The 19,774-nt window shown below is 60.2% G+C and carries 17 protein-coding genes and 1 tRNA gene; 12 read left to right on the forward strand and 6 right to left on the reverse strand.

The annotated features are described in order from the left end of the window. Positions 1 to 13: 13 nt before the first annotated feature. Both GMO_RS04865 and pyk read left to right on the forward strand, forming a co-directional pair. Positions 14 to 949: an SH3 domain-containing protein gene (locus tag GMO_RS04865; RefSeq protein ID WP_175282587.1), complete on the forward strand. Its 936-nt coding sequence runs from the start codon at positions 14 to 16 to the stop codon at positions 947 to 949. A 23-nt stretch (positions 950 to 972) separates the two neighbouring features. Next, the gene (gene pyk, locus GMO_RS04870) at positions 973 to 2,403 is read left to right on the forward strand and encodes a pyruvate kinase (RefSeq protein WP_008851198.1); all 1,431 of its coding nucleotides are present in this window, start codon (positions 973 to 975) and stop codon (positions 2,401 to 2,403) included. Positions 2,404 to 2,478: 75 nt separating this feature from the next. Here the strand turns inward: pyk and GMO_RS04875 are convergent, their stop codons facing one another. Continuing rightward, on the reverse strand, positions 2,479 to 3,357 hold the full coding sequence (locus GMO_RS04875; protein WP_008851199.1) for a prephenate dehydrogenase/arogenate dehydrogenase family protein: 879 nt from the start codon (positions 3,355 to 3,357) through the stop codon (positions 2,479 to 2,481). Then, entirely contained in the window at positions 3,357 to 4,526 is a 1,170-nt protein-coding gene (locus GMO_RS04880) for an HpnL family protein (protein ID WP_040508435.1), read from the reverse strand. Before GMO_RS04880 ends, GMO_RS04875 begins: the two co-directional genes overlap by 1 nt. A 134-nt stretch (positions 4,527 to 4,660) precedes the next feature. Here GMO_RS04880 and hpnA point away from each other — a divergent pair, with 134 nt between their 5' ends. Genes hpnA through hpnC form a run of 3 tightly spaced genes read left to right on the forward strand, consistent with a single transcriptional unit; the run spans position 4,661 to position 7,652 of the window. Then, a complete protein-coding gene (gene hpnA, locus GMO_RS04885; protein ID WP_040508437.1) occupies positions 4,661 to 5,656 on the forward strand; it encodes a hopanoid-associated sugar epimerase in 996 nt (331 codons plus the stop codon). Next, entirely contained in the window at positions 5,656 to 6,798 is a 1,143-nt protein-coding gene (locus GMO_RS04890; RefSeq protein WP_008851202.1) for a glycosyltransferase, read from the forward strand. Before hpnA ends, GMO_RS04890 begins: the two co-directional genes overlap by 1 nt. Continuing rightward, positions 6,795 to 7,652, forward strand: a complete 858-nt coding sequence (hpnC, locus tag GMO_RS04895) for a squalene synthase HpnC (RefSeq protein WP_008851203.1) — start codon at positions 6,795 to 6,797, stop codon at positions 7,650 to 7,652. The genes GMO_RS04890 and hpnC overlap by 4 nt, the downstream gene beginning before the upstream one ends. Positions 7,653 to 7,703: 51 nt before the next feature. Here the strand turns inward: hpnC and GMO_RS04900 are convergent, their stop codons facing one another. After that, positions 7,704 to 8,882, reverse strand: coding sequence for a pyridoxal phosphate-dependent aminotransferase (locus GMO_RS04900; RefSeq protein WP_040508269.1), 1,179 nt, complete (start codon positions 8,880 to 8,882; stop codon positions 7,704 to 7,706). A gap of 86 nt (positions 8,883 to 8,968) precedes the next feature. Then, positions 8,969 to 9,412: a cupin domain-containing protein gene (locus tag GMO_RS04905; protein ID WP_040508439.1), complete on the reverse strand. Its 444-nt coding sequence runs from the start codon at positions 9,410 to 9,412 to the stop codon at positions 8,969 to 8,971. Between the two features lie 145 nt (positions 9,413 to 9,557). On the opposite strand from GMO_RS04905, the gene hpnD reads away from it, so the two are divergent. The 4 genes from hpnD to GMO_RS04925 all read left to right on the forward strand — a co-directional run bounded on the left by hpnD (position 9,558) and on the right by GMO_RS04925 (position 14,434). Next, positions 9,558 to 10,433: a presqualene diphosphate synthase HpnD gene (hpnD, locus tag GMO_RS04910; RefSeq protein ID WP_008851206.1), complete on the forward strand. Its 876-nt coding sequence runs from the start codon at positions 9,558 to 9,560 to the stop codon at positions 10,431 to 10,433. A 5-nt stretch (positions 10,434 to 10,438) separates the two neighbouring features. After that, entirely contained in the window at positions 10,439 to 11,734 is a 1,296-nt protein-coding gene (gene hpnE, locus GMO_RS04915) for a hydroxysqualene dehydroxylase HpnE (RefSeq protein ID WP_008851207.1), read from the forward strand. A gap of 70 nt (positions 11,735 to 11,804) precedes the next feature. Next, positions 11,805 to 13,799: a squalene--hopene cyclase gene (gene shc / locus GMO_RS04920; RefSeq protein WP_008851208.1), complete on the forward strand. Its 1,995-nt coding sequence runs from the start codon at positions 11,805 to 11,807 to the stop codon at positions 13,797 to 13,799. Next, positions 13,799 to 14,434, forward strand: a complete 636-nt coding sequence (locus GMO_RS04925) for a nucleoside phosphorylase-I family protein (RefSeq protein ID WP_008851209.1) — start codon at positions 13,799 to 13,801, stop codon at positions 14,432 to 14,434. Before shc ends, GMO_RS04925 begins: the two co-directional genes overlap by 1 nt. A gap of 48 nt (positions 14,435 to 14,482) precedes the next feature. On the opposite strand, the gene GMO_RS04930 is transcribed toward GMO_RS04925, so the two are convergent. Beyond that, a complete protein-coding gene (locus GMO_RS04930) occupies positions 14,483 to 15,301 on the reverse strand; it encodes an RlmE family RNA methyltransferase (RefSeq protein ID WP_008851210.1) in 819 nt (272 codons plus the stop codon). Beyond that, on the reverse strand, positions 15,298 to 16,425 hold the full coding sequence (locus GMO_RS04935) for a Ppx/GppA phosphatase family protein (RefSeq protein WP_008851211.1): 1,128 nt from the start codon (positions 16,423 to 16,425) through the stop codon (positions 15,298 to 15,300). Before GMO_RS04935 ends, GMO_RS04930 begins: the two co-directional genes overlap by 4 nt. A gap of 157 nt (positions 16,426 to 16,582) precedes the next feature. Between GMO_RS04935 and GMO_RS04940 the strand changes: the two genes are divergently transcribed. From GMO_RS04940 to GMO_RS04950, 3 genes are all read left to right on the forward strand, one after another. Continuing rightward, positions 16,583 to 16,656 (forward strand) — tRNA-Gln (locus tag GMO_RS04940). Positions 16,657 to 16,806: 150 nt separating this feature from the next. Then, positions 16,807 to 18,294, forward strand: coding sequence for an IMP dehydrogenase (gene guaB, locus GMO_RS04945; protein WP_040508440.1), 1,488 nt, complete (start codon positions 16,807 to 16,809; stop codon positions 18,292 to 18,294). Positions 18,295 to 18,350: 56 nt separating this feature from the next. After that, complete coding sequence (locus GMO_RS04950) at positions 18,351 to 19,673, forward strand: RsmB/NOP family class I SAM-dependent RNA methyltransferase (protein ID WP_008851213.1); 1,323 nt, start codon at positions 18,351 to 18,353, stop codon at positions 19,671 to 19,673. Positions 19,674 to 19,774 lie beyond the last annotated feature (101 nt).

A 19,774-nucleotide genomic window follows, 5' to 3' on the forward strand; every position in this document is an offset into this window, starting at 1 on the left:
CAGGGATGCGCCCATGAGATTGTCTGTCACACCTCTGCTGAGAACTTCGCGTTATCGCCGGATGATTCTGGCTTTCACGGCGGGAACCGCCCTGGCGGTCGCACCGCCTGCCGCTTTTGCGCGCCATCACAAACACGCTCATGCGGCCGGAAGTACGAAGGCAGCAGACAAGCCCTCCCAGGCCGGCAAGAAGGCACACAAGGCAGCGGGAGCGGAAAAGCATCATTCTCCTGCTGCTACGCATCATCATGCTGTCCGTCATGCGGCCGTCCGCCATGCTGCGCCCGCAGTGGCTGCCGGGGCGGCGGCTGGCGCAGCTGGAGCGGCGGCCGGTTCCACGGCGCAGCCTCCTGCCGCTGCAGCTCCCGCACCCGAAGCAACAGACAAGGGCAGCAATACCGGCCTTCCGCTTCCCCGCTTTGCCGCCCTGCGGGCTGACAAGGTCTATATGCGGCGCGGTCCCGGAGATCGGTATCCAATCGACTGGGTCTACCACCGGCGAGGTCTTCCCGTTCAGATCGACCGGGAGTTCGATGTCTGGCGCCTGGTGGAAGACTCCGACGGCCAGAAGGGGTGGGTCCATCAGGCGACCCTCTATGGCAGCCGCACTTTCGTGATTCCCGGTCTGCCCCCCGAAGGTGTGAAGGCCGAGGCCGGAGAGGCATCAGCCAAGGCGGGAGACCATGTCGGTCGCGCCGATGCGCGTATTCTGGGGCGCGTCAAAACGCAGGAAGAGGCGCGGGCACATAAAAATGATGTGCTCCTGATGAGCCATCCGGAAGAAGATAGCAGTGTGATCGCAGTGCTTGAGCCGGGAACTGTCGGCAATATCAAGCTCTGTCCGCAGAATTCGCAGTGGTGCCAGGTAACCGTCAAAGGATATGGCGGCTGGCTGCCCCGTCGTCTGTTCTGGGGTCTGCTCCCCGGAGAGACGATTCAATCCAAATGACTTTTCACCGAGGACGCCAATACATGACATCCAGCTCCCATCACCGTCGCACGCGGATTGTCGCCACGCTTGGACCGGCCTCATCGTCTCCCGAAATGATCGAGAAGCTTGCGAAGGCCGGTGTGAACGTCTTCCGTCTCAACTTCTCGCATGGTGCTCATGCGGATCATGGTGAGCGCCATGCCGCCATTCGTGCGGCGGAGCAGAAGGTTGGCCATCCGCTGGCCATTCTTGCGGATCTTCAGGGCCCCAAGCTGCGCGTCGGTGTTTTTGAACATGGTCCGGTCATGCTTCAGGAGGGACAGCGCTTCCGCCTTGACCTCGACAATACGCCCGGCACGGCCGAGCGGGTCTGTCTGCCGCATCCTGAGATCATTTCCGCAGCACAGGTCGGCAGCCATCTTCTGCTCGATGATGGCAAGCTCAAGGTCCGCGTAACCGACAAGGGCGATGGTTTCCTTCTGACGGAAGTGGTTGTTGGCGGCAAGCTTTCCGAGCGCAAGGGCGTCAATGTTCCGGATGTGACGTTGCCCATTCCAGCCCTGACGGAAAAGGACCGCCGGGATTTCGACTATGCCCTGTCCCTTGGAGTGGACTACGTGGCACTGTCTTTCGTGCAGCGTCCGGAGGACGTACAGGAAGCGCGGGAAATCGCTGCAGGTCGGGTCGGTATCATCACCAAACTGGAAAAACCACAGGCGATGGATGATCTGGAAGCCATCGTTCATCTGTCGGATGCCATCATGGTGGCTCGCGGTGACCTAGGGGTTGAACTTCCGCCGGAAGAAGTGCCGGTCGCTCAGAAACGCGCCATTGCCGAGGCGCGCAAACAGTGCCGTCCTGTCATCGTGGCTACCCAGATGCTGGAAAGTATGATCGAGAGCCCGACACCGACGCGGGCGGAAGTCTCGGATGTGTCCAACGCCGTCTATGATGGGGCTGATGCCGTCATGCTGTCCGCCGAGAGCGCGGCCGGACGGTACCCGCTGGAGGCGGTTTCCATCATGGCCCGCATCGCGGCCCGGGTGGAGCAGGATACGGAATGGCGCAGTCGCATGGACAACCTGCGTCCGGCGCGTGAAGAGACTGTCCAGTGTGCCATCGTACAGGCAGCATGGCTGGTCAGCACCACGCTGCGGGCCAAGACGATTGCCTGCCGGACCAAGGGCGGGGGCGGTGCGCTGCGCATGGCCCGTGAACGGCCCCATTGTCCGATTCTGGCGCTCACGCCGGATATCGATGTTGCACGGCGCCTGTGCGTGGTGTGGGGAACGTTCCCGCGGGTCTTCCGTCACGAGCCGGCCGCTCACAGCATTGAGGATCTTGCCGGTCCTGCCGCAGATCTGGCGCGTTCGCTGGGTTTCTGTGAGAAGGGGGACCGGATTGTCGTCCTCGCGGGTCTGCCACATGGCCATTCCGGCAGCACGAATACGCTTCGGATCTTCGACGCCTGAGACAGGTAGACCGGATGGGCTTTGTCCACGTCGTGAACGGATATGTTCTCCGTTCACGACGTGGGAACCGGTGTGTCAGGCCTGACGGTTTTCGATCAGGGTACGGCGGATGCTGCGGCCGCGTTCGATGCGGCTGGTGATGGCTTTATCGTCACCATTGCGAATTGCATCGGCCATGACCTGCGCATCTGCGACGAAACGGTCGAGCGTGCTCAGAAGGGCTTCACGATTGGCCAGAAAAATGTCCCGCCACATCACCGGGTCCGAAGCTGCGATCCGCGTGAAGTCACGGAAGCCGGATGCTGCGTAATCCAGTACGGCGGCGCGGACTTCCTCGGACAGGTTGTCAGCCGTATCGCAGATTGTGAACGCCAGAAGATGCGGCAAATGGCTCACCATGGCGCAGATGCGGTCATGCTGTTCGTCTTCGAGGATCTTCGTCCGTGCGCCGCAGAGTTCCCAGAGACGTTCAATGCATGAGACGGCGTCCAGATCCGTGCCTTCCGGCGGGACGACGAGCGCCCAGCGGTTTTCGAAAAGCGTTGCAAAACCCGCATCAGGTCCGGAATGCTCGGTTCCTGCCATCGGGTGGCCGGGAACGTAGGAGACGCCTTGGGGCAGAATGGCCTGAATGGTGGGACCGAGCCCTGCTCGGACGGAAGCCACGTCCGTCAGGATAGATCCCGGCTTCATGAACGGCAGAACCTGCCGGGCTACGGCCTCGACTGCGCCTACAGGGACGCTGATCATCACACAGTCCGCCTGTGCCGCCACCTCAAGATCATCCGTGACCACATCGGCCAGTTCCAGCGTACGGACACGTTTGAGCACCTGGGGATTATTGTCAGCGGCAATCAGGGTATGGGCGAGTGTCCCGGTTTCACGGGCGCGGCGCAGGACGGATGATCCGATCAGGCCAGGGCCAATGACGGCCAGTGAATTGAAAAGTGCCATCAGAGCGCGCGTGGAGCTATCGCAAAAGTCGCCTCGTCCTGTTCCGGCTGTTCTTTCCGGGAGGGGGCTTCTTTCTGTGGCGAAACCTTCAGGGTTGCTGGAGAGACCGGTCGTTCCTCCTCCGGGGCCTGATCTTCCGCATCCCCGGAAGAGAGAGCGTTCGCGGAACGGAGGCGGCGCATTTCGATCCCCTGCCAGACCAGCAGGACAGGAATACCGATCAGGATGTCCCGGCCACGCCGAAGCAGCGAAATACTGAGGGAAATCTGCGAGTCGATTCCGAAAATTATGCCAAGCGTTACATAGGCACCTTCCTGAACACCCAGGGACGCCGGAACAAGAAAGCCGGCTGACATGATCCCACAGACGACGCCTTCGATTGCGACGGCAGAAAGATAGGTCACATGGCCACCCAGCAGTTGAAGGGCCAACCAGGTCATGGCCGCGCTGGCCAGCCAGCAGAGCAGATGACAGAACGCGCCGAGGGAAATCCGGTCGGGGCTGCTCCAGAGCGTCTCAAGGCATTCCTGAAAAGTCTGGGTGTTACCGATCAGGCTTTCACGCCACTCCGCGGCGATGTGTCGCCCGAAAAAAGTGGCGATCTTTCGCACCATCGTGCCACCGCGATGCTGCGTCCAGATGAAGCCGGCGATTCCCATGCTCAGCAGAACCAGTCCGCCGATCAGGGGCCAGACGAAACGTGAAGCGCCGTGATGACCGATCAGGCAGAGCAGGGCGATCAGAACGAAGGCGATCTGTCCCATGACTTCGGTCGTGATGTCCACGAGATTGGCCGCCACGCCTTCAGGCCAGTGCAGTTCCTTTCCACGCACATCACGCGGGTCGGTTCCCGCGAGCGTGGCGCGGACCCCGATCACCATTCCCCCCAGCTGGGAAAAGGGCAGGCAGGCTCCGGCGCTGTCGCGAACAAGCCGAGCGCCAGCCAGACGACGGAACCCGAGCATGGGGACTGCAGCCTTCCATGCGACGCCAAGACCCAGATCGATCACGATCTGCCAGACGACGAGAAGGAGGAAGCCGTTGACACCGACTTTTTTCAGGGCTTCCAGGACAGGATGGATACCTGCCTTGGCTGCGATGAAGGTAAAGAGCGCCACGCCGAGAAGGGAAAGGAGAACTGGGAGAGTTTTTTTCAACGTCTTCGTCACATGTCGTTTGACCACGCTCTATCGCACACGTGAGCAATATTCCAGTCTTGGAGACGCTTTCCCCCGCCGTCGCGTGCCAGTATGGTGCAATGAACTGCAACTGAACGCTGATGAACCAAGGAGACTATGCCACCATGAACGATGTTACACTCGTTACGGGGGCTACAGGGTTTGTCGGCTCTGCCGTAGCCCGCGTCCTCGAAGAACGGGGACACCGCCTGCGTCTTTTTGTGCGTCCGTCATCGGACCGCTCAAATATTGCTGAGCTCAACGCGGAAATTGCCGTGGGTGACCTGTCCGACCCTTCGACGCTGCCCGCGGCTCTTGAGGGCGTGAAATATCTTTTCCATGTCGCTGCCGATTACCGGCTGTGGGTTCCTGATCCGGACGACATGATGAGGGCGAATGTCGAGGGAACGCGCAACCTCATGCTGGCGGCCATGGAGGCGGGTGTCGAACGGGTCGTGTATTGTTCTTCGGTTGCGGCTCTGGGCCTGCGGAGCGACGGTATTCCGGCGGATGAGACCACGCCGATCACGGAAAGCCAGGTCATTGGCACCTACAAGCTGTCCAAGTACCGGGCAGAGCAGGCGGTGCTGCGTCTGATCCGTGAAAACGGCCTCCCGGCCGTGATCGTCAATCCGTCCACACCGGTCGGACCACGTGACATCAAGCCCACGCCGACGGGTCAGATGATTCTCGACTGCGCATCCGGGCGGATGCCAGCCTATGTCGAGACCGGGCTCAATATCGTGCATGTGGATGATGTGGCCGAGGGCCATGCCCTGGCGCTAGAGCGCGGGAAAATCGGCGAGAAATACATTCTCGGTGGCGAGAACATGATGCTGGGGGATCTTTTCCGTCTCGTCAGCGAGATTGCCTGCGTCAAGCCGCCCCGGATCAAGCTCAAGCAGTCCTGGCTCTACCCGGTGGCGCTGACATCCGAATGGCTGGCGCGTGGTTTTGGCATAGAGCCCCGTGTCACGCGCGAAACGCTGGCCATGTCAAAGAAGCTGATGTTCTTCTCGTCCCTGAAAGCCCAGAAAGAACTTGGTTATGCGCCGCGGCCGGCGCGTGATGCGATCGCAGATGCCATTTCTTGGTTCAGGCTGCACGGACGCATCAAGTAATGCTTTACGGAACAGCTCTTACCAGCTTTGGGGCATGGCTCTATCTGGCTCTGTTCCATGGTCGCTTCTGGCAGAAAGGCCCCATTCTACCAGCCACTCCCAGTCCTGTTTCCGCTCCTGATGTAGCCATTGTCGTTCCGGCCCGCGATGAAGCAGAGTCTATCCAGCCCTGTCTGACCTCGCTGCTGGAGCAGGATTATGACGGCCGGCTCTCTGTCATTCTGGTGGACGACAACAGTTCGGATGGGACGGGTGATCTGGCTCGTGCCCTGCCTGATCCGCACGGACGTCTGACCGTCCTGACCGGGAAGGCACGGCCGCCCGAGTGGAGTGGCAAGCTCTGGGCCGTTCATCAGGGTGAACAGGAAGCCCTGACAAGGATCGGGCCGCAGGGATATGTGCTCCTGACCGATGCTGACATCATGCATTCTCCCCGGCATCTGTCCTCGCTTGTGTCAAAGGCGCAGGACGAAAACCTGGATCTCGTTTCCGAGATGGTGGCGCTGAACTGCGACAGCGCGGCGGAACGGCTGCTGGTGCCGGCCTTCGTCTATTTCTTCGCCATGCTCTATCCGTTCTCGAAAATCGCGGACAGTCATTCCCGGGTTGCGGGTGCGGCGGGTGGAACCATTCTGCTGCGACGGCAGGCGCTTGAGCGGATCGGGGGGATCAGGGCGCTTCGTGGGGCCCTGATCGATGACTGCACCCTTGCGGCCCATATCAAACGTTCGGGGGGACGGCTGTATCTGGGACACAGTGAGCTGGCCTGGTCCGTCCGCCCTTACCGGAATGCGCGGGATGTCTGGGACATGATTTCCAGAACAGCCTATGTCCAGCTTCGGTACTCGCCTTTTCTGCTGCTGTGCACGCTCCTTGGCATGATGCTGATCTGGCTTCTTCCCATTGGGTTGGCCCTTTTTGGCAAAGGCAGGACCCGGCAGGTCAGTCTGCTGACCTACGCTATCTCCTGTCTGACATTCGTTCCCACGCTGCGCCGCTTTAGGTTGCCGCTCTGGCGTGCGCTGCCACTGCCTGTCGTGGCGGCGTTCTACATGGCGGCTACAGCGGGTTCGGCGCTTGATCATCACCGGGGCATCGGGGTGCGCTGGAAAAATCGTTCCTATACGGAAGAGACAACGTGACAGAAGACATCTGGGGGACGAAGGACGTCACCTCTGAAAAAGGCAAGGCCGACGAGAATTTTCCTGTCGGTTCCCTGCTGATTTCACGCCGCCTTCGGCCTTATGTGCACACCTATTACAATTTCGCCCGCGTGGCGGATGATATGGTGGACACGACTGAACTGACGCCTACGCAGAAGATTGCACGGCTTCAGGGGATGGCGGCTGTCATCCGGGGTGAAATTACCGCTCCGCCGCGTGCTGACGCCCAGACCGCTGCCAGATTGCGGGAGGTTCTGCTGAAAACCGGGGTTCCGCTCGACACGGCGACGGATCTGACGGTGGCTTTCTGCATGGATGCCGAAAAGAACCGGTATGACAGCTGGGAAGAGCTGATGCATTACTGCCGCTATTCCGCCAATCCGGTTGGCCGCTTCCTGCTGCTTCTGCATGGCGAGTCCGCGGAGACCCTGGGTCCATCCGATGCGCTGTGTTCGGCGTTGCAGGTCGTGAACCATCTGCAGGATGTTGCGGAGGATCTGCGGGTGATGGATCGGTGTTACGTGCCGCTTCCCTGGCTTGAGCAGGCAGGCGTCAGCATTGATGATCTTCGGCTCGCCCGGAGCAAGCCGGGCGTCCGGAAAGTCTTTGACCGGATGTTGGACGGTGTTGATGCTCTCAACCGGGAGGCGCGCGTTTTGCCATTGCTGATCCGTGACCGCCGGATGCGGCTTGAAGCAGCTGTCATTGTCGAGTTGTGTGAAATCCTGACGCGCCGTCTCAGACGGCAGGACCCGATAGCCGAGCGTGTGGCCCTTACGAAGGCCGATGGCATCAAGGCGCTGGCGAAAGCGTTCCGGTTTTTTCCTGGTTGACCGGAACTGAAAGGAACACGGGGAGATTCAGGATCTCCCCGTGTTTCCGCATCAGGCGGGAATAATTGCGTCCAGCGCTGTGCAGAACTGCTGCATGTCCTCCATGGAACCGACCGTGATGCGCGATGCGTTCGGCCAGATGGGCCAGGACCGCCCGATGATGACGCCCTTTTTGAGGAATGCCTCTTTGATGGGAGCGGCGGGCTGCTTCCAGTCCAGAACGAACATGTTGGCGTCGGATGGGATGAACGTCAGGCCGCGCTTGTGAAGATGACGGAACGTCATGGAACGGGCTGCGATCATTTCCTTCCTGCGTGCGACAATGTTATCTTTCATGGAGAGGCTTTTCGTACCACAGGCCACGGCGGGCATCGGCAGCATGCGTGTTGCGCTTTCACCGTCATAACGCAGCATCCGTTCATGCAGGTCGGGACGCGCGAAGCTCAGGCCCAGCCGCATTCCGGCCATTGCAAACATTTTCGAGAACGTCCGCAGGACGATTATGTCCTTGTCCTGTGCTGCCAGAGATACGGCGCTCGGCGTGCCGGAAAAATGGATATAGGCTTCGTCGACCAGAACGACCGAACCTTCTGGCTTGTGTTCCACCAGCCATTTGATGTCAACCAGAGGGGTCAGGGTGCCGGTCGGATTGTTTGGGGAGCAGATGTAGTAAACTCCGGCATTTGGATTGGCCTTGAGCATGGCCCGTACGTCTGTCCGGTAACCGCGGTGAGCCATGAGAGGGACACGGTTCAGGGGAATCTTGAGCCAGTCCGCCGTGACCCATCCTGCTTCATAACTGGGGTCAGCCGTTACGAGACCGCGTGCAGGCGAACAGAACGTAACGATGGCCCGTGCCAGTGGATCAGACGATCCCGACCACGGCATCACATGGGTTTCAGGGATATTTTCCACGGATGAGGCGGCGCTGATCAGATCCGAGCGCATATGGCCGGTCGGATCATAACGGTTGCTTTGGTAAACAACCGCTGCTCCGGTTTGTGCGGCTTCCGGAAAAGGACCGGTCCAGCATTCGTTGCTGCCGATCCGGACCATTTTGGCGATGTCTCCTTCTGGCAGGGCAGTCAGCGGGGCAGCCTCGGCCTTTCCAATCAGGGAGTGGGCTGCGAAGCCGCCTGCGAGGAGGGCGGCGACCCGGCCCAGACTGCGCCGGGAATATCCCCGGGACAGAAGATCCTCGCGGCTTTCAGGAGAAAGAGAATGCGTCATGGTCAAAGGAAGTCCCTGCGATGTTCAGCATAAACATGCTAAAATCGAAACGAACTTCCTGTCAAAGCGTGATTGCTCAAAGCCGATCAGTACTCGGATTTTTCTCCCGGAACGGGAACCGAGAGCGGTTTGCCTGGTGTTCCGGCATAGGTCAGCAGGAGAACGGTTGGCCCGTCGCCGGAAACACCGCGATGCACGTCTTCAACCGATTCGGCAAAAGCTTCTCCCTGATGGAACGTACGTTTCTTTCCCGACTGGCGATCCTCGATCGTCAGGGAGCCCTGAAGGACATAACCTGCGTTGGGAAATGGATGAACGTGCCAAGGGAGGGCGCTATGGGCCGGAATCGTCAGCCGGATCATGCTCAGCATGGGCTGCGTCGTAGGATAATGCGTGTAAGCTACGCCATTCCATGAATGGTCATCCGCCAGTAGGTGATCGGCATGACCGCTCTGTGTCTGCGGAGAGGCGGCGTAGGCCGAGACCGTCACCGACAGGGACAGGCCAGCAAGAAGCAGGGCAGAATTCATCAGACGCATCGGGAAATCCTCGAAAGAAAGTGTGGCGTTTCGGCATCACCGTAACGCATGGCCGGACTTTCCGTTCACGCTGGCTTTGTTGGCGTCACATTTGGCGCTAAAACGCAGGACTTCTTGAATATTACGGGGGATACACATGGTTTTCAGCAGGATGCGCGCTTCTTCCAGCCTTCCCTGCGCGCAGGCCGATCTGGACCATGTTGAACAGATCGTTACCGCTTCGGGCACATCCTTCGGTCGGGGCATGCGCGTGCTGCCGCCAGCCCGCCGGCAGGCCATGTTCGCGATCTATGCCTTCTGCCGGGAAGTGGATGATATTGCGGACGGAGACGCAAGCGTTGCCGATCCAATGGCGGCCCTGAATGACTGGCATGCCCGGATCGACCGCCTGTATGGCGGAGAGGCGCATAATGCGCTCGACCGTGTCCTGATTGCCGCCATTCACCGCTTTGATCTCCGCGCCGAAGACTTCCATGCAATCATCGATGGCATGGCCATGGACTGCGGAACGCCAATCGTCGCCCCTGATGAAAAGACCCTTGACCAGTACTGTGACCGTGTCGCGTCCGCCGTGGGCCGTCTGTCGGTCCGGGCTTTCGGAGAATCCTCGAAGGCGGCGGATTCCGTGGCGTTGCATCTTGGACGCGCCCTGCAACTGACCAACATCCTGCGCGACATCTCCGAGGATGCGGAGCGCGGGCGTCTTTATCTGCCGGCGGATCTGCTGGAACGCTTCAACGTGCCCACCCGTCCGCAAGAGGCGCTGTATGCCCACGGTCTTGATGGTGTGGCCCACATTCTGGCCAACCGCGCCCATGATCATTTTCGAGCGGCCCGACAGGCCATGAAGGAATGCAATTCCCGCGCCATGCGTCCGGCCCGCATGATGGCGGCCTCCTACGAACCTGTTCTGGATGCCCTTGAGAAACGCGGCTGGAAGAATACCGATCTGCCGCCCAAAATCTCCAGACCGTGGCGGGCTGTCCGTGCGCTGGCGGCGTATGTGAGGTAAGCGTCATGAGCCATGTTCATATCATCGGCGGGGGACTGGCTGGTCTTTCCGCCGCCGTGGAACTTGCCGCACAGGCCCGGGTGACTCTTTACGAGGCTGGACGAGCCTGTGGCGGGAGGGCCCGTTCCTTTCATGACCGTGCGCTCGATACCCGGATTGATAACGGAAACCATCTGCTCCTTTCGGCAAATGACCTGACATTCCGCTATCTCGATATTCTTGGTTCCCGCTCCACATTGCGGGGGCCGGGTATTCCCATCTTCCCTTATTATGACCTGAGCACCGGCGAGGCGTGGACACTGCGCCTTTCAAAGGGCCGTATCCCGTTCTGGGCGCTTCCAGGCGGACGACGTGTCCCGGGAATGAAGATCCGGGAGCTGGCCTCCATGGGGCGTTTTCTGAAGGCCGGGGAGGACACGGTTGTTGCCGACTGCCTTCAGCCGGGACAGCTCAGTCGTCGTCTGCTGGAACCTTTCGCCATTTCGGTTCTGAATACGGACCTTGAAACCGGCAGCGCGAAACTGCTGGGGAACGTGATCCGCAAGTCTCTCGCCAAAGGAGGGATGGCCTGCTGCCCGTGGTTTCCGGAAGAGGGGCTGTCCGAAAGCCTGATTGATCCAGCGCTGGCTTATCTCGATCGTTTCCATGCGCATGTTCGTATGGGTGTGCGTGTCAGCGCCATCGAGCGGAAAGACGGAAGAGCCGTTGCCCTTGAGACTACGGAAGGGCGCGTGGAACTGGGGCCGGAAGACAGCGTCATTCTCGCGACGCCTGCACTGGTTGCCCAGAACCTTCTTCCGGAGATGACGGTTCCGGATGCGTTTGAAAGCATCGCCAATGCGCATTTCCGTCTTCCCGCACCAGCGCAGGTAAGGGGAATGGTTGCCCAAGCCGGTTTTGTCGGGCTTGTCGGTGGCATTGCCGAATGGATTTTCATCAAGGGCGATATCATTTCCGTTACGGTTAGTGCAGCCAACCGCTATGCCGGGCGGGAAAACAGCGAACTTCTGGCGACGATCTGGTCCGAAATCCGCGATGCGCTTGATCCGGTCCTGCCGGCACCTCTTCCCGCCGCCATGCCGCCTGCACGTCTGGTCTGGGAAAAGCGGGCGACTTTTGCCGCGACGCCTGCACAGAACAGGCGGCGACCACCGGCTCGGACCAACACCGTCAATCTGGCGCTCGCTGGCGACTGGACCGATACCGGATTGCCGTCCACCATCGAAGGCGCCATCCAGTCAGGCCTGGTTGCAGTCTCCGCACTCGGGTTTCGTTCCGTTGTTGAATACACGGAATCGTGAGGATACTTCGTCCGGAGCCGACGATAACACAGCAGCGTCTGTCAGAACGTTGCACGGAAAGGGCCGCTGAATGCTGATCTATCCAGATGATGAGGTCATGGATGATCGTCTCAGCGCGCTTCGCTCACGCCAGCCAGTCAGCCCGGAGGTTCTTGAAAAGGTCATTCAGGACGCTCTTGGCGTGGTGGGAGATCAGCAGCAGGAAGACGGTTACTGGGACTTCGAGCTTGCAACTGATGCCGGCACTTCTGCTGATTACGTCCTGCTTGAACATTATCTGGGCCGGGTCGATCCGGAACGGCAGCAACGGATAGCCGTTCATCTCCGGCGATTGCAGGGCCATCATGGAGGGTGGTCGCTCTATCATGGTGGCGGCTTCAATCTTTCCAGCAGCGTCAAAGCCTATTTTGCCCTGAAACTGATGGGGGACGATCCGGACACGCCGCATATGAGACGGGCCCGGGTGGCGATCATTGATCATGGCGGTGCTGCGCGCGTCAATGTTTTCACCCGCTTTCAGCTTGCGCTGTTCGGGCAGGTGCCTTGGCAGGCGGTTCCTGTCATGCCGGTTGAAGTGATGCTGCTGCCGCAATCGGCGCTGTTTTCGATCTGGAACATCTCCTGCTGGTCGCGGACTGTCATGGTTCCCCTGATGGTTCTGGGGGCCTTGCGGCCAGAAGCAGTGAAACTGTGTGGAGACGGTGTTCGGGAGCTCTTCGTCAGGAATCCTGCCAAGGTGACCGACTGGCTCCGCAGCGGCGATCATTCTGCATGGGCACAACTGTTCAGGCGAGGCGACAGGATTTTGCGTCCGCTTGTTTCGCGGATACCCGGCAAGCTGCACAGACAGGCCATCCGGGCTGCGCTGGATTTCATCGAGCCCCGTCTGGGACCGGAAGGGCTGGGCGGGACCTGTTCGGCCAGCAGCGCTGCACTTGTGATGTATCGCGCACTGGGCGTGGCGGATGATGATCCCCGGGTCAGGACACTCTGGCAGGCGCTGCAGACGCTTCTGGTGACCCGCAAGAACGAGACACACTGCCAGCCGTTCATGACGTCGGCGCGGGATACGGCCCTGTCCGGGCTCGCAGTGCTGGAAGCGTCCGTGACGTTGTCTGAAGACGCCCGCGCGGACACCATGAGGGCTCTTCAGAAAAGCGCCCGATGGCTGCGAGACCGCCAAATCCTTGAGAAACGTGGAGACTGGGCCGTACATGCTCCTGCGGCGCGGCCGGGTGGATGGGCTTTTCAGGGCAGGAACGAATATTATCCTGATCTGGATGATACGGCGCTCATCGGAATGCTGTTGCAACGCCTTGATCCGCTAGCCAGCCGGGATGCAGTCGAACATGCCCGGGAGTGGATTCTCGGAATGCAGGTTGCTGATGGGGGATGGGAGACGTTCGACGCCAGCAATGCCCATGATCTGCTTGACCATGTTCCATTCGCCGAGCAGGGCCTTCTTCAGGATGAGCCTGTCGCGGATGTTACGGCGCGCTGCATTTCGTTCCTCTGTCAGGCGGGCGATCCCGATGACCGGCATGCCATCGGAAAGGCTCTCGTCTTCCTGCGAGCGGCACAGCAGCCAGAGGGATGCTGGTCCGGACGGTGGGGGGTGAACTACATCTATGGGACATGGACCGTTCTCTGTGCCCTTAATGTTGCGGGCGTTCCACATTCAGACCCCATGGTAAAGCGTGCCGTCACCTGGCTGGAGGACGTTCAGCGTCAGGATGGCGGCTGGGGTGAAGACTGCGAAAGTTATGAGGGCGGTTCAGCCGGCGTTTTCAGGCAAAGCATTCCGTCCCAGACCGCATGGGCCCTTCTGGCCCTGATGGCGACTGGTCAGCGGGACAGTGAAGCGACCCGCCGGGGCGTTTCTTATCTTGTTTCATCCCGGAATAGGACGGGCGTGTGGGAGGAAGACCACTCTACAGCCGTTATCGTCCCCAGACGCTCTTATCTCCGGCATGATGGTTACCGGCAGTTTTTCCCACTGATGGCGCTGGCGCGCTATCGCAATCTGACGGTGAACCAGAGCGATTACGTGGAGTATGGTTACTGATGCTAGGTATTCTTGCAGGACTGAAACAGGAAGCGCGTCTGATCCGTCGCTTCCTGCCCGACGCCCCAATTGCGCTGAGCAACGCAACGCCTGAGGGAGCGCAGCGTGGGGCGGAAAGGCTGGTTCGGGCAGGAGCGACGCGTCTGCTGTCGTTTGGCTGTGCGGGCGCACTGTCTCCCGCTCTTAAGCCGGGGACGATCATTGTTGCTGATCATGTTCGTGTGGACGGAAAGAACATTCCCACGGATGCCAGACTGACCCGGGATTTTGGCGGAAATCATGCCCGCCAGGGTGGCGTCCTGCATAGCGACGTCATTGTGGAAACGGTTCTAGAGAAAGAGTGGTACGAACGGGATTCGCATTGTCTGGCGGTCGATATGGAAAGTGGTGCTGTCGCACAGCGCGGACTCCCGTTTGCCGTGCTGCGGGTCGTCTGTGATGATGCCAGACACAACCTTCCGCCTGCCGTCGGGCAGGGTATGGAGAACGGGCGTATCGACCCGGCAGCGTTCTGCAAATCCCTGCTTCTTCATCCGACCCAGATTGGTGGACTGATCCGTCTGGGCGCTGAAGCTGCCAAGGCACAGCAGTCCATGATCCGCTTCCTTGAAGATCATCCTCCCCGGATCAGGTGACAGGCTTCTGTGAAAAGCCCGGGACGCGGGCTTTTCACAGGGTAACACTCAGGGGATGGAAAGCGGATTTCCCTCTTCGGCGAGGCGATCGGGGCGAAAACCTGTCGCAATCACATAAAGTTCGCTGGATTCCTTGCGGGATGCGGGCGGTTTGACGTGACGTACGGTTTCGAAAGCCAGTTTCATGGCATCCAGCATCCGCTTTTCCGAACCGCCCTGGAAGACCTTGGCGACAAAGCCTCCTCCCTCGGCCAGAACTTGGAAGGCGAAATCCAGCGCACCTTCCGCAAGGCCCATGATGCGCATGTGATCGGTTGCGGCATGACCCGTAGTATTGGGGGCCATGTCGGACATGACCAGATCAGCCGGACCACCCAGAATGTCCTTGAGGCGATCAGGCATCGCGGGGTCCGTAAAATCACCTTCGATGATCTCGGCGCCTGCGACGGGATCGACTGGCAGAAGATCAAGTCCGGCGACATGTTGCGCGCCGCGCTTGACTGCGACCTGCGTCCAGCCGCCTGGCGCGGCGCCAAGATCGATGATGCGGGTTCCCGGATGGATCAGATGGAAACGGTCATCAATCTCGATCAGCTTGAATGCCGCCCGTGAACGCCAGCCCTGTTTCCGGGCTGCTGCAACATAGGGGTCGTTGAGCTGGCGGTTCAGCCAGCGCTGCTGGGCCGTTGTCCGCCCTCGGGCTGTTCGGAGCGAGACGGTCTTGTTCCGGGCGGTACGGCTGGTCGCGGCGTCGAGATTGGCATCGGTAGCGCCGGGGTTGGAAACGCTCTTGAGGGCTTTCCCCGGAATACGCTTCGGTCCCGTGTCCTTCCTGCGCGAACCGGAGCGGGATCTGGGCGGTTTCATATCGTGACAAAATCTCCGAGTGGGCCCCTGTGGCGGGGCGGGGCGTGCCGGCTGGCCGTCTGCACATTCCCTTTGCGGGAACGCTGACCATGTGCGCGGGCCATACGCAGCAACATCCCGTCACGCAACCCCCGGTCGGCGATCGTAACCTCATGAACGGGCCACAGACGATGGATCGCATCAAAAATCGCGCAGCCCGGCAGCACATATCCGACACGTTCCGGCCCCACACAGGGATGGGACGCCAGAGCTCCACGGTTCAGTCCGCGGAGGGTGCCGATCGCACTGCGCATCACCTGCCCGGAAAGCGTCTGTCCGTCGATTGCTGACCGGTTATAGCGAGGCAGGGACATGGCAACGCCCGCAAGCGTTGTCACTGTTCCGGATGTTCCGATCAGGCGGGCATTACCCTGGGTGACTTCCCGGCGGATGCGATGAACGTTTTCGAAGTTCAGAAGATAATGCTGAACATGTCCTACCATCTCTTCATAAGATGCGCCGTGTCCTTCACCGAACATTTCCTGAAGCGTGATGACGCCGACCGGCATGCTGGTCGTTCCGATCAGGGTCTGGGTCTGGCGCTGCCGATCAATCCGGACCCAGGCGATTTCGGTGGAGCCGCCTCCGATATCAAACAGGACGCCCCGTTCCGCCAGAGAGAACGCGGATGCCTCTTCCCGGAAAAGCGGTGAACAGCTCTCGACCGCCAGTTCAGCCTCTTCACGCGCAGTGATGATGTCTATTTTCAGGCCAGTTTCCTGCCGGACACGCGCAAGAAACTCATGTCCGTTTACGGCTTGACGGCAGGCTTCCGTCGCAACAGCGCGGACGTGGGAGAGGGGCCATTGCTGCATCCGTTGCGCGCAGATGCGCAGGGCATCAAGGGCGCGGCGCATGGCTTCCTCCGCCAGACGACCGCTGGCACGAAGCCCTTCACCAAGCCTGACAGAGCGGTTGAAACTGTCCACCACGCGAAAACCGGTCGAAGTTCCGGTTGCGATCATGAGGCGGCAGTTATTGGTTCCAAGATCGATGGCACCAAAGAACGGCCCGGTCTTTCTCGGGGCATAGGCGCGCATGCCTGTCTGCCCTGAAGACCCGTTATCCGTTCCGTACCTCATCATCCGTCTCGGCTCCCGTTCTGCCCGCTCTGGGACCTTGGAAAAACAGCATGAGATGGGAGAACGTTCTCCCGCAAGGAAAATATCAAAAAATACTGAAAAAACTCGAAACACCCCCTTGCGCCCCCGGAACCGGATTGATAAACACCCTCTCACCGCTTGGGAGATAGTTTAGCGGTAGAACTACCGGCTCTGACCCGGTCAGCCCTGGTTCGAATCCAGGTCTCCCAGCCAAAAAATTTCTGAAAATACTCTGATAAACCCTCTTCCCAGATAAGGGAAAAGTGCGTTATGAGGCCCCGCCAACGGCCGGATGGCCTCCTTGGCTTCCGGTACAGACACATTGCGCCATTGCGGCGTCTGACGAACGGGGGCAAGCGGGGCATGTCATCTTCCTGCACAGCATCACTTAATGAACGTATTCGCGAAGCACTTGCCTTCGATGACGTTCTGGTCGAACCGGCGGAATCATCCGTTCTTCCGGCGCAGACCTCCACGCGCACACGGCTGACGCGCTCCATCGAGCTCAATATCCCGTTGATGTCTTCCGCCATGGACACGGTGACTGAAGACGGTATGGCTATCGCCATGGCCCAGCAGGGCGGCATGGGCGTCATTCACAAGAACCTCTCCATTGAGGAGCAGGCCGAGCAGGTCCGTCGCGTCAAGCGATTCGAATCCGGCATGGTCGTCAATCCGGTCACGGTCGGCCCGGACCAGACACTGGCGGAAGTCCAGGCCATCATGACGCGCCATGGCGTTTCCGGATTGCCCGTCGTGGAAGAGAGCGGCGTGCTTGTTGGCATCCTGACCAACCGCGACATGCGCTTTGCCAATGATCCCGACACCCGCGTCCGCGATCTGATGACGCATGAAAATCTTGTGACCGTGCTCAATGGTGCTGCGCCGGATGAAGCCCGCACGCTGCTGCATCGCCATCGCATCGAAAAACTGCTCGTTGTGGATGAAAACCAGCGCTGCATCGGACTGATCACCGTCAAGGACATGGACAAGGCCATTACCCATCCGCTGGCCATCAAGGACAGTCAGGGACGTCTGCGCTGTGCCGCAGCCGTCGGCGTGGGGGAAGACGGACTGAAGCGGGCCGCAGCTCTCGTCGAGGCCGGTGTGGACGTTGTTGTGGTGGATACTGCGCACGGACACTCCCGCGGTGTCCTGAGTGCGGTGGAAACACTCAAGCACCGTCATGCCGGCCTTCAGATCATCGCCGGAAACGTCGCGACGCCGCAGGCGGCCCGTGCGCTGATCGCGGCGGGTGCAGACTGCGTGAAGGTCGGTATTGGACCGGGCTCCATCTGCACGACGCGCGTGGTTGCCGGTGTGGGTGTACCGCAGTTCTCGGCCGTCATGGAAACCGCTGCGGCCTGTCATGAACTGGACATTCCGGCGATTGCCGACGGTGGCATCCGTACATCTGGCGACATCGTCAAGGCCATCGGCGCCGGTGCCGATGTCGTCATGGTCGGGTCACTGCTGGCGGGGACGGATGAAAGCCCAGGCGAGACGTTCCTGTATCAGGGGCGGGCCTACAAGGCCTATCGTGGCATGGGCTCCCTAGGGGCGATGGCGCGCGGATCGGCCGACCGTTACTTCCAGGCGGAAGTCCGCGATACGCTGAAGCTGGTTCCCGAGGGGATTGAAGGGCAGGTGGCCTATAAGGGAAGCATGGCGCCTGTTGTGCATCAGCTCGTAGGGGGCCTTAAGGCTGGCATGGGATATACCGGTTCCGCCACGGTCGCAGATCTTCAGGTCCGGACCATGTTCCGCCGCATCACGAATGCCGGGCTGCGTGAAAGTCATGTGCATGACGTGACCATCACGCGCGAAGCCCCGAACTATCGTCGTGACTGACATTTCCTGAGTACTGGCCCCTCGCATTGAGGGGCCAAACGGGGTACGGGGGCGATATGACCCCCGCTGCCCGCCTTTCCGGTGCTATCGATCTGCTTTGTGCGATCCAGAATGCGCCCCGCCGCCCTGCTGATGCCACTGCCAATGCCTTCTTCCGTGAGCGCCGGTATATCGGCGGCGGCGACCGGCGGGCGATCTCCACCCTTGTCTGGGACGTTCTGCGTGGATGGCAGCGGCTGCACTGGCATCTTGCCGATGTGCAGGGCGATGTTTCGCCCCGTCTGCTGTGCGGAGCAGCGCTGCTCCTGTCCGGGGAGCCCATGGACAAGGTCCGCACGCTCTTCAGTGGCGAGCGCTATGCGCAGGCTCCGCTCACGTCGCGCGAAGATATTGCTCTCAAATCTCTAGAATCAAAAGAACTTTCCACGCAAAAGCAACCTCTTCCGGTCCGGCTTGAATATCCGGCTTGGCTTGAACCGATGTTGAAGGAGACGTTTGGTTCCCGGCTGCCGGATGAGATGGAAGCCATGCTTGGCACGCCTACGCTCGACCTGCGGGTGAACCTTCTCAAGGGCGATCGGCAGAAAGCCCTGACGGCCCTGCGCCGGGAATCGCTGCCTGCCGTACCGACGGCGCTTTCCCCCTGGGGGCTGCGGCTGGATGGGCGCCAGCCTGTGACGGCGTCCCAGGCTTTCCGGGACGGGCTTGTGGAAATTCAGGATGAAGGCAGCCAGCTTGTCGTCGCGGCCGTGGATGCCCGTCCGGAACATCGCGTTCTGGATTACTGCGCCGGGGCGGGAGGAAAAACTCTCGCTATTGCCATGACCATGGAAAACCGTGGACATATCGTCGCCTGTGATGTGCATGAAAAGCGGCTGGAAGGCGCGGTCAAGCGTCTGCGTCGCGCCGGTGTGCACAATGTCGAGCGGCATCTTCTGACAGCAGGGGACAAATGGGCCAAGCGTCGTGCCGGGAGCTTTGATCGCGTTCTGGTGGACGCACCATGTTCCGGGACGGGAACCTGGCGCCGAAACCCGGACGCCCGGCTGCGCCTGACACCGACGGACATTGAGGAACTTGTCAGGAAACAATCGGAAATCCTTGATCGTGCAGCATCTCTGGTCAAAGAGGGCGGTCGGCTTATCTATGCGACATGCTCTCTTCTGGCCTGCGAAAATGGTCAACAGATTGATGCGTTCCTGAAGCGGAGAACGGATTTCAGGCGCGTTCCGAAAGAAGAGATGCCGGAACTTCTGCCCCAGGAACTTCGCAACAAGGCCCAGTTTTCCCTGACCCCCTTACGGGATGGGACAGACGGGTTCTTTGCATGTGTTCTGGAACGACGTGCGGCCGAGGCGACTGAAGAGCCGGCTGCATGATCAGGATATTCCCGTAATTACGCGTATTGATCGGAAAGCGCAGGAAGGGGAAGCGATTCGGGGTACGTGCTGAACTGTCATGGTAAATGGGTCGGGTCAGA

Origin of the sequence: Gluconobacter morbifer G707 (assembly GCF_000234355.1) — a bacterium.
Lineage (GTDB): Bacteria > Pseudomonadota > Alphaproteobacteria > Acetobacterales > Acetobacteraceae > Gluconobacter > Gluconobacter morbifer.

What these genes read in the sequence shown, in the direction of transcription:
- GMO_RS04930 (WP_008851210.1), bottom strand. Translation starts at nt 15,301, where the DNA reads ATGAAACCGCCCAGATCCCGCTCCGGTTCGCGCAGGAAGGACACGGGA.
- hpnE (WP_008851207.1), top strand. Translation starts at nt 10,439, where the DNA reads ATGAGCCATGTTCATATCATCGGCGGGGGACTGGCTGGTCTTTCCGCC.
- shc (WP_008851208.1), top strand. Translation starts at nt 11,805, where the DNA reads ATGCTGATCTATCCAGATGATGAGGTCATGGATGATCGTCTCAGCGCG.
- GMO_RS04935 (WP_008851211.1), bottom strand. Translation starts at nt 16,425, where the DNA reads ATGATGAGGTACGGAACGGATAACGGGTCTTCAGGGCAGACAGGCATG.
- hpnD (WP_008851206.1), top strand. Translation starts at nt 9,558, where the DNA reads ATGGTTTTCAGCAGGATGCGCGCTTCTTCCAGCCTTCCCTGCGCGCAG.
- guaB (WP_040508440.1), top strand. Translation starts at nt 16,807, where the DNA reads ATGTCATCTTCCTGCACAGCATCACTTAATGAACGTATTCGCGAAGCA.
- hpnA (WP_040508437.1), top strand. Translation starts at nt 4,661, where the DNA reads ATGAACGATGTTACACTCGTTACGGGGGCTACAGGGTTTGTCGGCTCT.
- GMO_RS04875 (WP_008851199.1), bottom strand. Translation starts at nt 3,357, where the DNA reads ATGGCACTTTTCAATTCACTGGCCGTCATTGGCCCTGGCCTGATCGGA.
- pyk (WP_008851198.1), top strand. Translation starts at nt 973, where the DNA reads ATGACATCCAGCTCCCATCACCGTCGCACGCGGATTGTCGCCACGCTT.
- GMO_RS04905 (WP_040508439.1), bottom strand. Translation starts at nt 9,412, where the DNA reads ATGAATTCTGCCCTGCTTCTTGCTGGCCTGTCCCTGTCGGTGACGGTC.
- GMO_RS04925 (WP_008851209.1), top strand. Translation starts at nt 13,799, where the DNA reads ATGCTAGGTATTCTTGCAGGACTGAAACAGGAAGCGCGTCTGATCCGT.
- GMO_RS04900 (WP_040508269.1), bottom strand. Translation starts at nt 8,882, where the DNA reads ATGACGCATTCTCTTTCTCCTGAAAGCCGCGAGGATCTTCTGTCCCGG.
- GMO_RS04865 (WP_175282587.1), top strand. Translation starts at nt 14, where the DNA reads ATGAGATTGTCTGTCACACCTCTGCTGAGAACTTCGCGTTATCGCCGG.
- GMO_RS04950 (WP_008851213.1), top strand. Translation starts at nt 18,351, where the DNA reads ATGACCCCCGCTGCCCGCCTTTCCGGTGCTATCGATCTGCTTTGTGCG.
- GMO_RS04890 (WP_008851202.1), top strand. Translation starts at nt 5,656, where the DNA reads ATGCTTTACGGAACAGCTCTTACCAGCTTTGGGGCATGGCTCTATCTG.